Raw genomic sequence first — 12776 nt, forward strand, 5'->3', positions numbered from 1 at the left:
TAATTTTATGCTAACCGGAAATATATGTCTATTCTACACATTTATATAATTTCTGCTAACTGAAAATATATGTCTATTCTACACATTTATATAATTTATGCTTCTTCCATGCATCTATATATTGAGGGTTATTACACACATCTATTTTGTTCTATAAACTACCGCGCTACATGCAGGAATGGTAACTGCTATATCACCATTTTCTACCATTACCGGAATTCGACCCACATTATACAATTCCTCAGATGTTTCCATTAATCGTTCCATTACGTTTCCATTTGGAATGTTTAACTGCCAAACAGGAATTTTCACATTGATTTCATGGTCTGATGTATTGATAGCTGTTACTGTGCCATTTAATGCATCAAATCGTCCATAACTTAAATAATTGTTGCCCCAGTCTAATTGCTTGTAAGAACCTTTCTTCAATTCATCGCAATGATTGTGTATAAAAATCATATCTCTGTAAAATTCGATTAATTCAAAATCTTCTTTGCCCCAAGGATATGTTCTTCGGTTGTCCGGATCTGTCCATCCACACACGCCGGCTTCATCCCCATAATACAATGTTGGTGCTCCCGGCAGAGTCATCTGCATTACGACTCCCTGTTTAAATATGGCTTTCTTTACATTTTCATTTGCCGCTTCTGCTCCTGCAATTGCAATTCTTCCAGCCATACCGTTTGTTCTTGTCATAAATCTTGAATGATCATGATTTGACAATTCATTCATTGCCACTAATAACGACTGATTCTGGAATTGCGCCATATGATATTTCATTGCATCATTAAAGCTGTGGGCATTTCCCTTAAGTTCCGGTTTTACATTGTCAGAATGTTTATCAACACCTGTTAAAAACCAGCTTACAGGATCCATGAACGCATCATAATTCATTACCGTATCCCATTGGTCGCCCTTTAGCCATTCTCCCGCTTCGCCATAATGTTCTGCTAAAATAATTGCATCCTTATTTGCTTCCTTAACTGCCTTTCGGAATTTACGCCAGAATTCATGATTAAATTCACCACTATGTCCCAAATCAGCTGCAACATCTAATCTCCATCCATCAACATTATAAGGAGGTGAAACCCACTTTTTTGCAATGTCTAAAATATACTGTTGCAACTTTTCACTATCTTCATAATTAAGTTTTGGCAAAGTATCAAATCCCCACCATCCTTCATATGTTGAATTGTGAGGCCACTGACCGCCATTAAATTTAAAAAAAGAATTATATGGGCTGTCCTGAGAAATATATGCACCTTTCTCATAGCCATTCTCTTCTCTATAAATTTCCTCGTAATCCATCCATTTGTTAAAAGAGCCACAATGGTTAAATACGCCGTCAATAATCACTTTAATTCCACGTTTATGAGCCTCTTCTACTAATTCAATAAACAATTCGTTACTTGCTTCAAGATTTTTCTTATTTGTAACTCTTGAAATGTATTTTGTTGCCTTTGAATTATCTGTCTCTCCATCTTTTAATACATCCCCCTCATCAACAACTATTTTTCCAAAATGAGGGTCTATATAATCATAGTCCTGTGTGTCATACTTATGGTTTGAAGGAGATACGAACAACGGATTAAAATAAATAGCCTTTACGCCTAATTTTTCCAAATAATCCATCTTATCTATAACTCCCTGTAAATCACCACCATAAAACTGTCTGGTATCGTCTGCTGCCGGATTTTCATACCAGTCTTCAATTTTTTCTACGCCTTTTCCAATATACGCATATTCATTTGTTTCAACATCGTTTGTTTTATCTCCGTTGCAAAAACGTTCTACATATATCTGGTACATAACTGCACCTTTTGCCCAATCCGGTGTATTAAATCCGGGTGTTATTGAAAAGTCATAAACATCTGAGTAGCTTGTATCAGCTCCTGCTATATTGTAAAACAGGATTTCATTTCCATCTATCTCAAATCTATATCTATAACATCTGTTTTCAAGGTGAATTCTTACAGTATAATACTCAAATATTTCATCCTGATAACATGATGTCATTTGAATTCTTTCATTATCAATAATTATATATACTTCATTTGCCATTCTATGGCCTACGCGAAGTATAAAGCTATATTTATCTGTCTGTTTATTGTATCTGCAAAACTGTTCTGTTCCGTCATGAAAAATAGAATTTCTATTATGGTTCATATTGTTCTCCTAAATATAAAACTATATAAAATTTCCTAAAAAAAAATCAGGAAATAAACATTACTTTTCAACTATCTGTTTGTAACTGTCATATATATTATTTCATATATTATTCAATATCTTATTCCAAACCTACTCACTAAATTATATTACATATTTGCATAAATTGGTGCTATTTATTTTTATACAAACAAAAAGGACAGCTGCTACTGCTGTCCTTTTCGGAGAAGGTATTCGTTTTTTCTTTGGGGTGTAGCAAAAAAAACTATATAATGTATTGGGGGGTTTTACAATAATTATTATAGCATAAAATCAACTGTTGTAAAGCGTTTTGTTACCGATAACAACACTTTTTATCTTTTGCACAATTTATTATTGTTTATTATTGTTTTTTATTAGTATTTTACACAATTTCTTGTTTTTTAAAACATTTTTATTAGTCATTATTACTTTTGTTAAAAAATACTTTCGAATTCCTGTTGGTTTATCTTCTCTTTTTCGATCAACATTTGAGCACATTTTTGTAATTGTTCCATATGATCTTCGATAATTTTTTTAGCATCTTTGTAACATGTATCAATGATATTTTTTACTTCTTCATCAATTACTGATGCTGTATGTTCTGCATATCCTTTTGACTGTGCTAAATCACGTCCAATAAATACTTCTTCAGAATCATTATCATAATTTATTAAACCTAATCTGTCAGAAAATCCATATTTTGTAACCATTGCCTTAGCCATTGCAGTTGCCTGTTTAATATCTTGAGATGCTCCTGTTGTAATATCATCAAGAATTATTTCTTCTGCAATTCTTCCACCAAGGCTTACCATTATTTCCTGAATCATATGTCCTTTTGTATCAAACATTTCATCTTTTTCAGGTAATGGCATTGTATAACCTGCTGCTCCTGCTCCTGTTGGAATAACTGAAACCGTATGAACAGGTCCTACGTCAGGCAATACATGGAATAAAATTGCATGGCCTGCTTCGTGATAAGCTGTAATACGTTTCTCTTTGTCAGAAATAATTTTACTCTTCTTTTCTTTTCCAACCCCAACTTTAATAAGTGCTTTATCAATATCTTCCTGAATAATAAATGCTCTGTCAGATTTTGCTGCAATAATAGCCGCTTCATTTAAGAGGTTTTCCAAATCAGCTCCTGTAAATCCTGATGTAATCTGTGCGATTTTTTTCAAATCAACATCCTCGCCTAACGGCTTATTCTTTGCATGAACTTCAAGTATTCCCTTTCTGCCTACAACATCAGGTCTTCCTACTAATACTTTTCTGTCAAATCGTCCCGGTCTTAAAATAGCCGGATCAAGAATATCTACTCTGTTAGTAGCTGCCATAACAATGATACCTTCATTAACACCAAATCCGTCCATTTCTACAAGCATCTGGTTTAATGTCTGTTCACGTTCATCATGGCCACCACCCATTCCTGTTCCCCTTCGTCTGGCAACAGCATCGATTTCATCGATAAATATAATACATGGTGCATTTTTCTTTGCTTCCGCAAATAAATCTCTTACTCTGGAAGCACCTACGCCTACAAACATTTCCACAAAATCAGAACCTGAAATTGTAAAGAAAGGCACCTTAGCTTCACCTGCAACAGCTTTTGCTAATAATGTCTTACCTGTTCCCGGAGGGCCTTCTAATAAAACACCCTTTGGAATTCTTGCTCCTAAATCTATATATTTTTTAGGATTCCTTAGGAAATCTACAATTTCTTCAAGTTCTTCTTTTTCTTCAATAAGACCTGCGACATTTGAGAAATTAATATTCTTAACATCAAGTACAAGTCTTGCGCGGCTCTTACCAAAGTTAGCCATTTTTGCATTGCCTGCATTGGCACTACCATTCATAACCATAATAATAACAATTACAACACCTGCCATTAATAGCACCTGTATAATTGATATCATCAATGAATTATCACCTGCAACATCAGTAACTGTAGGCTTAACATCTGTATCTATTTCATCTATATCACTAATTACTTTATTTACATCTGTTACATATACTACTTTTCTTGATTTATCCTTTGATAAAACAACAACAATACTTCCTGATGGTACCTCATTATTTTGTCTGATTGTAACTTCTGATACATTTCCAGCCTTTAAATCAGTAATAAAATCATTATATTTATAATCACTGTCTTTCGTTGAAAATATTGAAAATGCATACATACCTACAATCATTAATGCTATAACTATAAAGTAAATTCTAAATCCTCTTGAACTATTCTTCAATTTTTCACCTCCTATGGTAGTATTTTGTATCGCTGTCAGTAAAATTTCACGCATCCGTCATCTTAATCGGAGGCAAATTTTTTTTGAATATTAAATTACTCTTCAACAACGCCTACAAAAGGTAAGTCTCTGTACTTCTGGTCGTAGTCAAGCCCATAGCCTACTACAAATTTATCTTCTATTTCAAACCCTGTATAATCAACATGAACATCTACTTCTCTTCTTGATGGTTTATCAAGAAGTGTTGTTACTGCAATGCTTGCAGGCTTTCTTTCTTTTAACAACGGTATTAACTTGTTTAATGTATTACCTGAATCAATGATATCTTCAACAACAATTACATTTAATCCTTCTATGTCATGATCCAAATCTTTTTTGATTTTAATATCACCTGTACTTACAGTACCTGAGCCATAACTTGATACACTCATAAAATCAAGAGTTACCGGTATTGATATTCTCTTTGCTAATTCGCATGTATAAAAAACGCTTCCTTTTAGGATACAGATAAGACGAACAGATTTTCCCTTATAATCTTCGCTAATCTGCTTTGCAATCTCTCTAACTCTTTTATCAATTTGTTCTTCACTAATCATTTCCTCGATATGACTTGCCATTTTCTTCTCTCCTTTGTTTTTTAATTATAAAATTCAATCTTAATTATGTTTCTAGTATTACTGTTGACTTTATAGTAACTACTCATTCTATATCCGACTATCCACACTATATGATTTCCATCGGCCAATAGTAATACTTTATCTCTGTCTTCTTTAGGAATTTTTTCATTGATAAAATATTCTTTCAGTTTCTTTTTACTTCCGAAATCATTTACTACAAGGTAATCACCCTCTTTACGATTCCGTAAGGTTAACGAACCTATTTTATCACAATCAATCCATTTAGTATACAGTAATTCCTGTATATCATCTACTGAAAATCCGTTGTTTTCGAAGTCTATTTTAAATTTTCCATTGTACGGATTCTCGTTTATAAGTTCATTATTTACAATAATTGGAATCTCCTTAATTTTTTCAATTTTTATATCGGATAAATCCGAAAGTAGAATTCCCTTATACTTTTTTATTGCTTTGATATTATAAGGCAAATTAACTGACTTTGACACTTCAAGCTTTGCCAAATTTATAATACTTTCAACGTGCGCCGCCGTTACATCTTTTAATTTTCCTGCTTTTTTCTCAATTCCTTTTCTGACAATCCTTTTTGCTATAGCCGGATGAATTTCAAAAGCCTTTAATGAGATGAATATTCCTTCTTCATTTTCGTCTACATATTCATCATATGTCTTATTTGTTTCAATCTCTAAATAATCTTCTATTTCTCCTAACATTTTTCCGGCATTTACAATATTATATTCAGCTTTTTTATTTATATTTTCTTTTATATACGGAATCAATTCTAATCTAAGCTTATTTCTGCTATATTCTGTTTCAAAATTTGTTTTATCTGTCCTATATGATATATGATTTTCTTCAAGATATTTTTCAATCTCTTTTCTAGATACACAAAGCAGTGGCCTTACAATGTTATCACGCTGCATAGGGATACCCGAAATTCCTTTTATTCCGGTTCCTCTAAAAAGGTTAAACAAAATAGTTTCACTATTATCATTCAAATTATGTGCCACCGATATTTTATTTGCATTATATTTCTCCTGCACTTTTGCAAAACATTCATATCTGCAGACTCTTCCTGCCTCCTCCTCTGACATTCCTCTGGCTATTGCCTCTTTTTTAGCATCTATGTGAAAAATTTCATACGGAATATGCTCTTTGTCACAAATTTTTCTAACATATTCCATATCTCCATCTGCTTCTTTGCCTCTGATATGATGATGTACATGAACCACTACAAGTTTTAAATTAATAAATTTGCTTATTTCTTTTAGTACATATAGCATACAAATGGAATCAGCGCCTCCGGATACTCCCAGAACGACGCTGTCTCCATTTTGCAGCATATTGTTTTCTTTAATAAAATTCAATACTTTTTTTATCATATTTTTAATATACTGTATGCTTATTCTAAAGTCAAACAACCCGGTTAAATCGTTTAATATTTTCATCTATCTGTTACTTTGATTGTCATAAAATACCTTAAATCAATAATTTATGTGATACTCTTTGTTTAATGCTTTCGCCATATTCCTGTCACAAGAACCGTCATATCATCTTTTGGCACTCCACCCGACAGTTTTATCGCCTCATTCATAATAATAAGTGCCATTTCTTTTGGATTATTACTCTCTATATCCATTATCACATTTGCCATCTCCTTTTCTTTATCATCGCACTGCAATGATTCCACTATTCCATCTGAAATCATTATTACAAAATCACCGTCATACAATTTTTTAGTTATAGTCTCAACATCCACCTCATTTAAAACTCCTATTGGTAAAGATGTTGACTTTATACATTCTACCCAGTTTCCTCTTTTTATAAACGTGCATGCAGCACCTGACTTCAAAAATCTACATGTTCCCGAATATAGATCAATCATTCCCATGTCGACCGTAGTAGAAATATCCCATCCACTTTTTGTCAGCAAAACCGAATTAATAAGCCTTAATATTGTATTTTCATTCAGTCCACTGTCCATAAACTGTTCCAACAAATCAATTATGATTCCACTATACTCATTTGCAACACTTCCTGAGCCCATACCATCGCATATGCTCATAAATGTCTGCCCTTTATCTAACACAAGATACGTAAAATTATCCCCTGAAACCTGTTCATTTCTTTTAACTGTTTTTGCACTCCCCTGTAATGTGTGAAAATTCACCTCCTCTAATAACTGAAATTTTCCATATTCTAATGGTATATTTCCATATTCTAAGTTTACCATTCTCATCTTTTTGCCAACCACCCGACTTATTATATCCGTCATCATTCTAACCGTAGCTTTTGCCCTCTTCTTCTTTTTGGCGTAAAACTCTACTTCTATATATTCTTTCTCATTTTTCACCACCCTTATTTTCTTTGCATATATTTTTTTCTCTCTGAATTTTCGTTGTATTTTTTCTGCCATTCTGTCTGTAAGTAAATCTTCACTAATTGCCGGTCTCAAAAATTTTTCCACGATTTTACTTACTTCATTGAATTGTGATGCCATGGCTTCCCTCGTTTCCACCATTTTGCTAAACCACAAATAATTAAGCCTTGCCCTTTCCATATACTGTATTTCACTATTCGCACATCCGCTACACACACACTCATTTATATGATTTTCCAAATATTCGTTTTGAAAATTTTCATTATACTCACTGTTTATATACTGCATTTTAGAAGCTATTCCCTTAAAAGCTTTCGCCGTTTTTAACACCTGCTCCGCATCTACATTTTGCATACCATCATCTATTGGCGATAATTTTTTCTGAACCATAAATTTATTTATTCCATATGCAAATATTATGGTTGTTGACCAGTTAAGCATTATTATCGGAATATATGTAAGCATTTTAAATGTACTCCAATGAAGCGACGCCATATTATTCATATAAAAATCTGCTCCCTCCATAACAACCATTGTCATAACCGAAATTCCTGCCAAAATAAACGGATTTGGATTCTTTGCCCATTTCTTATATAAATTAATACACACATATGTCATCAAAATTATCATTGTATACTTGCACATTGGCAAAAATCCCTGATAAAAATATATTCCCCCTGCCATAACCGGTGCTATCACTACTCCAAATACGGGCAATATGTTTCCCGCACTATACCATGCCAAAGCTATCGGATTACAGCCAAAAAATGTAATTCCTGTTACTGCCCAGGATATCATAAGTAAAAATAATGGTTTCAATACCTTTTGCGTCATTAATCAATCCTCCATTTTTTTATTGACAACAGTATATCGGATGTCAATATCCAAAATTGTCGAATCATAACCTTATGTTCCTTAGACTTTTTGACATTTTTTCCTTTTAAACTTTTATAGACCGCCTTGGTCAAAAGGTCTAAGTTCACATGAATTTGTTCATAAGCGGGTTAAAGCCAAATTCATATAAACATCAAGTATATTATACAAACATGAGCTTACTCATAAGTAAATAAAAGACTTTTTAATCTGTCCAAATACGAGCAAAAAAAAGAAGCTGACCTTTAAAGTAAATGCAAAAAGTTAAATTATCTTATAACTATTAATTCCATATACTTTTAAAATCAGTTTCTTTTTTAATTATATAGAAAATAAATCTCTTTAAAAATTAATTTTTTATTATATTAATATAAACATCTTTAAAATTGGTTTCTTTTGTATTTAGGAAAATTTACTTCGTAAATCGCTTTCTTACTTATTTCCTATAGCTTTAGTCTTCTGGCTTAAAGATTACTTCATCCGGATACACTAATCCCATCTTTCTTGCCATTTCTTCTATATATTCGTCTGTCTTAACGTAGTCTTCTTTTTCTTTTAATTCATCTGATAATTCTAATTGGTCATTATATTCCTGCGTAAGTTCTTTTTTCTGTTTCTTTAAATCTGATAACGTTCCATATGCATTAAATGTCTGTACAAGTAAAATAGCACATAACATAATAACTACAAGGCTTATTCCAACTATCATGCCTCTGTTATCGTTTTTTTTCTTACTCTTACTTACTCTGCTCACTCTGGAAGTAGCAGTGCTTTTCCTTGGTTTTCTTACCTGTTGTCCGTTTTGCTGTCTGCGTTGCATGCTTTCCTGTGGTTTTCTTTTTTCCGACATCTACTCACCTTATTTCCTTTTGCAAACTTTTCTTCTATTTTCGTCTTTCTTAGTTTAATTCGTTTCCATGCTTTTTTCAATGGTTTTAATAAAGTTCTAATTATCTTTTCCAAAACTTTCGAAATTTTCAACACTAATTTTCTTCCTACTATTATTTCATAAACTGCCATTGCCAAAAGCATTCCAAATATAGGATACCATCTTAAATTTCCGTAATTTTTTTTAATCAACATACTAAAAAATATGTAAGCTACACATATCCAATATATAAAATCTTCAATAACCACTCTAATAAAATGTGGTTTAATAAGATTTCTTATTATCCTTATAGCATCGTATACAATTGCAAATATTATTCCGCAATACAGTGAAGTAAAAAGCAAAATAAGTTCATCTTTAATCATTTAAACATCCTTTTAAGCATGCTTTCTTTTTTTCTTTTATATGATGAGATTTCAGAATATTCCATGCTGTCCACAGTTCCTTCAATCTCTAATTCCCCTTTTTCTATACTTAACCTATTTACTTTTAAATCCTCACCTTTAATAGTCAGAATTCCCATTGTCGTTTCAAGTAATACCTCTTTTGTATCAAAAGAAATAACATCCTCGACCCCTGTAATCTCCATTGATTTCCTGTTAAGCATCATAAGTTTATGAGCTTTGGAAATATTATCATTCTCCACTAAATCACCCACATAGCTATACTTACATAAATATATGAAACTCTTTTTTTATTTATACTAACTAAAAAAACAATCCGTAGGTATCAAAGCTAGAGCTTTTGACCCAAACATCTAAGTTTATATTTCTATCAAATATTTTCTGTATGGGCTAATTTAGGCACTCTTTTATTAGATGCATTAGTACATTTATATTTGTATACTATCTTAAATTTATGTCAAATCTTTGTACATTTCTGTAGTTTCTTCTTTTTTTACAGTTTCATTCAAATTTAATACCTGAACTTTAACCGTTCTCTGTCCAAATTGAATTTCAATTACATCGTTAATCTTAACATCGTAAGAAGCTTTTACAGGTTTTCCATTTACTATTACTCTTCCTGCATCACAAGCTTCATTAGCTACTGTTCTTCTTTTAATAATTCTTGATACTTTTAAGTATTTATCTATTCTCATGTTTCCTCCTGATTTTGTTGTTAATTAGATATCCTTTTTTCTGCTATTATATTCATTAACCGGATATCTTTTCTGTTTTGCACAATTACATTATTAATTACAAATCTTATATTTTATTGTAAATTTAATTATTTTATAATTTATTTCTAAACTTCATGATTAAAAAGCAGTATAAAATAAAGGGCTTTTGATAACAAAAGCCCTTAAAATCACTTATATATTTACTCTTTTAAATTAGTTAAGAGCTTCTTTTAAAGCCTTACCTGCTTTGAACTTAGGTACATTAGCTGCAGCAATTGTGATCTTTTCCTTTGTTGCAGGGTTGATACCTTCACGAGCTGGTCTCTTAGAAACTTCAAAGTTACCAAATCCGATTAACTGTACTTTTTCACCCTTCTTCATTTCTTCTGTTACAACGTCTGTAAAAGCCTTAACAGCCTTTGCTGCGTCTGTCTTTGATAATCCTGCTTCTTCAGCTACTGCTGCGATAAATTCTGTCTTGTTCATGTTTATATCCTCCTAAAAATTAGTTCAGAAACTACTTTAATTTCATGTGTTCCTGTAATATACGTTTTCCTCGCGTACTTCAATAAACTTTATACATCATTTACCCTTACTTTGTCAAGGTAATTTGCTTATTTTAAGGGGATTTCAGCCAAATTTTATGTGCATTTTTCATAAAACATTTTTTTTATTTTTTTCGAACTTTTACGACTTATTTTTTTTAGCACAAAATTTTGTCATTTTAATTGTATTTTTTACCCGTTTAAATTTAAGACTCCATTTGCTTTCCTAAAAAATTTGCTGCAACTGCCGCTAACTTTTGTTCAGTTACCGATATTGGATTCTTTATGTCTTTTCCAATTATTGCAACCGCACCAACTGCATCTCCTTCACAGATAATCGGATATATTACTTCACCCATAGATGGTTCTTCACCTTCCTCAATGATAGCTATCCCCTTTTTTAAACTATTATGAGTTGTAAAGACTTCACGTTCATCTATTAAGTTTTCTACATCCTTACTTATCTTCTTTCCTATGTTTTCTTTTTTAGCTCCACCTGATGCAGCAACTACCTGATCCCTGTCGCAAATCATAATCATTTGGCCTGATGTCTGCCCTAACGCTTCCGCATATTGTTTTGCAAAATTGTCAAGTTCTCCAATTGGTGAATATTTTTTTAAAATGACCTCACCATCTCTATTTGTAAAAATCTCTAAAGGATCGCCTTCCCTTATTCTTAAAGTTCTTCTGATTTCCTTTGGAACAACAACTCTCCCCAATTCATCGATTCTTCGTACGATACCTGTCGCTTTCATGTTATTATCCTCCATAACTAATCTTTTAAAGAATTTAATTTTTTCTTTAATGTAATTAAATCCTATTTTGCTAAATTTAAGTTATGGAGTTAGTATGTGGAAAACTTAAGATAATATTCTTAATTTTACTCTAACCCTGTAAGCCTGCTGACTGACGAATCATATCTTCAACTACAATATCGTAAATTTCTCCAATTGAGTTACAATATTCTAAAACTTTCCAAGGCTCATTTGTATGGAAATGAATTTTAATCAAATCTTCATCTCCTACTGCGATAAGACAGTTACCTTCAAAATGTTCTGTTATGTACTCTGATATCTCATCCTCATCTAAATCTTTATTTCTTCTGTCAATCAAAAGCTGTGTATCATAACGATATGCAAACTGATCTTCTTCTACATCAATACTATTAATTTCTGACATAATTATCACCTCTTAAATTTTGTTATATTTATAATTCTTTAAAATTATGACGTTGTGGTCAAAAGTCCCTTACTTTGATGACTACAGATTGTTCATACTGCACACTCCTATAATCCTACTCCTTTATGAGCAAGCTTATGTGGGCTTAAGCCTTTTGAACCTGGCATCATATTATTTTCCAATAATAATACTTATCAATCTCTTATCAAGCATTATTGTTTTGTTCCACGGATTAATTATAATTCCACTTATTCCATCTGTTTTTAAGGCTGTCACAAATAAGCTGTCAATGTCACTCATAAAAGTAGACATTACACTACCGCTTCCTTTAACTTCCTCATCAAAACTTGTAAACGCCATCCACCACATTCTTCCATCATCTGTCTTAATTGCCTGAATATTCAAATTCCCATCTGCTTTAGGTGGCTCAACCGCAATAATTAATCTGCCTTTTTCCTTCATTCTTCTTCGGATAACTGTTAAAGTATGAGCTAACATTTCCTGAGTGCTTTCCTGCTGCAATGCTGCAATCGCATTTTCAATCTTAATATTATCCTTTAAGCCCTCATCTTTCATATTATCCGAATTTAAATCTGTTCTCACATTTTCTAAATTATCCTGTGAACCATTCAAATCATCCGGCAAATTATTTTTTATCTTTTTACTCATTTATATTATAACCTCAATGAATCACATAATTAAAATCCTAACAATATACTAACGTT

General features: G+C 32.0%; 13 protein-coding genes. All 13 read right to left on the minus strand.

The genetic code is table 11. The features are described 5' to 3' along the window. Nucleotides 1-141: 141 nt before the first annotated feature. The 13 genes from DWX29_RS09055 to DWX29_RS09115 all read right to left on the minus strand — a co-directional run bounded on the left by DWX29_RS09055 (nt 142) and on the right by DWX29_RS09115 (nt 12720). Nucleotides 142-2166, minus strand: coding sequence for a glycoside hydrolase family 13 protein (locus DWX29_RS09055; protein WP_118565696.1), 2025 nt, complete (start codon nt 2164-2166; stop codon nt 142-144). A gap of 455 nt (nt 2167-2621) precedes the next feature. Next, nucleotides 2622-4430, minus strand: coding sequence for an ATP-dependent zinc metalloprotease FtsH (gene ftsH, locus DWX29_RS09060; protein ID WP_022088890.1), 1809 nt, complete (start codon nt 4428-4430; stop codon nt 2622-2624). A gap of 95 nt (nt 4431-4525) precedes the next feature. Beyond that, nucleotides 4526-5047: a hypoxanthine phosphoribosyltransferase gene (gene hpt, locus DWX29_RS09065; protein WP_022088891.1), complete on the minus strand. Its 522-nt coding sequence runs from the start codon at nt 5045-5047 to the stop codon at nt 4526-4528. Nucleotides 5048-5067: 20 nt separating this feature from the next. Next, on the minus strand, nt 5068-6513 hold the full coding sequence (gene tilS / locus DWX29_RS09070; protein ID WP_022088892.1) for a tRNA lysidine(34) synthetase TilS: 1446 nt from the start codon (nt 6511-6513) through the stop codon (nt 5068-5070). Between the two features lie 62 nt (nt 6514-6575). Next, nucleotides 6576-8279: a SpoIIE family protein phosphatase gene (locus DWX29_RS09075; protein ID WP_022088893.1), complete on the minus strand. Its 1704-nt coding sequence runs from the start codon at nt 8277-8279 to the stop codon at nt 6576-6578. A gap of 490 nt (nt 8280-8769) precedes the next feature. Next, nucleotides 8770-9168: a septum formation initiator family protein gene (locus DWX29_RS09080; protein WP_118565698.1), complete on the minus strand. Its 399-nt coding sequence runs from the start codon at nt 9166-9168 to the stop codon at nt 8770-8772. Beyond that, the gene (gene yabQ / locus DWX29_RS09085; protein ID WP_022088895.1) at nt 9105-9572 is read right to left on the minus strand and encodes a spore cortex biosynthesis protein YabQ; all 468 of its coding nucleotides are present in this window, start codon (nt 9570-9572) and stop codon (nt 9105-9107) included. Before yabQ ends, DWX29_RS09080 begins: the two co-directional genes overlap by 64 nt. After that, nucleotides 9569-9853, minus strand: coding sequence for a sporulation protein YabP (gene yabP / locus DWX29_RS09090; RefSeq protein WP_243003062.1), 285 nt, complete (start codon nt 9851-9853; stop codon nt 9569-9571). The genes yabQ and yabP overlap by 4 nt, the downstream gene beginning before the upstream one ends. Before the next feature lie 210 nt (nt 9854-10063). Further along, on the minus strand, nt 10064-10306 hold the full coding sequence (locus DWX29_RS09095) for an RNA-binding S4 domain-containing protein (RefSeq protein ID WP_118565699.1): 243 nt from the start codon (nt 10304-10306) through the stop codon (nt 10064-10066). A 234-nt stretch (nt 10307-10540) separates the two neighbouring features. Beyond that, complete coding sequence (locus DWX29_RS09100; protein WP_022088898.1) at nt 10541-10813, minus strand: HU family DNA-binding protein; 273 nt, start codon at nt 10811-10813, stop codon at nt 10541-10543. Nucleotides 10814-11078: 265 nt separating this feature from the next. Further along, the gene (gene spoVT, locus DWX29_RS09105) at nt 11079-11627 is read right to left on the minus strand and encodes a stage V sporulation protein T (RefSeq protein WP_022088899.1); all 549 of its coding nucleotides are present in this window, start codon (nt 11625-11627) and stop codon (nt 11079-11081) included. Between the two features lie 130 nt (nt 11628-11757). Continuing rightward, nucleotides 11758-12051: a hypothetical protein gene (locus tag DWX29_RS09110; RefSeq protein ID WP_118565700.1), complete on the minus strand. Its 294-nt coding sequence runs from the start codon at nt 12049-12051 to the stop codon at nt 11758-11760. 171 nt (nt 12052-12222) lie between these two features. Next, on the minus strand, nt 12223-12720 hold the full coding sequence (locus DWX29_RS09115) for an SseB family protein (RefSeq protein WP_118565701.1): 498 nt from the start codon (nt 12718-12720) through the stop codon (nt 12223-12225). Between the last annotated feature and the right edge of the window lie 56 nt (nt 12721-12776).

Origin of the sequence: Eubacterium sp. AF19-12LB, from assembly GCF_003479125.1 — a bacterium.
GTDB classification, from domain to species: Bacteria; Bacillota; Clostridia; order Lachnospirales; family Lachnospiraceae; genus Eubacterium_U; species Eubacterium_U album.

Bases quoted from the DNA above. Each gene is read 5' to 3' on its own strand.
- hpt (WP_022088891.1), bottom strand. From the start codon at position 5,047: ATGGCAAGTCATATCGAGGAAATGATTAGTGAAGAACAAATTGATAAA.
- DWX29_RS09115 (WP_118565701.1), bottom strand. From the start codon at position 12,720: ATGAGTAAAAAGATAAAAAATAATTTGCCGGATGATTTGAATGGTTCA.
- DWX29_RS09075 (WP_022088893.1), bottom strand. From the start codon at position 8,279: ATGACGCAAAAGGTATTGAAACCATTATTTTTACTTATGATATCCTGG.
- DWX29_RS09100 (WP_022088898.1), bottom strand. From the start codon at position 10,813: ATGAACAAGACAGAATTTATCGCAGCAGTAGCTGAAGAAGCAGGATTA.
- spoVT (WP_022088899.1), bottom strand. From the start codon at position 11,627: ATGAAAGCGACAGGTATCGTACGAAGAATCGATGAATTGGGGAGAGTT.
- tilS (WP_022088892.1), bottom strand. From the start codon at position 6,513: ATGAAAATATTAAACGATTTAACCGGGTTGTTTGACTTTAGAATAAGC.
- DWX29_RS09110 (WP_118565700.1), bottom strand. From the start codon at position 12,051: ATGTCAGAAATTAATAGTATTGATGTAGAAGAAGATCAGTTTGCATAT.
- DWX29_RS09055 (WP_118565696.1), bottom strand. From the start codon at position 2,166: ATGAACCATAATAGAAATTCTATTTTTCATGACGGAACAGAACAGTTT.
- yabQ (WP_022088895.1), bottom strand. From the start codon at position 9,572: ATGATTAAAGATGAACTTATTTTGCTTTTTACTTCACTGTATTGCGGA.
- DWX29_RS09095 (WP_118565699.1), bottom strand. From the start codon at position 10,306: ATGAGAATAGATAAATACTTAAAAGTATCAAGAATTATTAAAAGAAGA.
- DWX29_RS09080 (WP_118565698.1), bottom strand. From the start codon at position 9,168: ATGTCGGAAAAAAGAAAACCACAGGAAAGCATGCAACGCAGACAGCAA.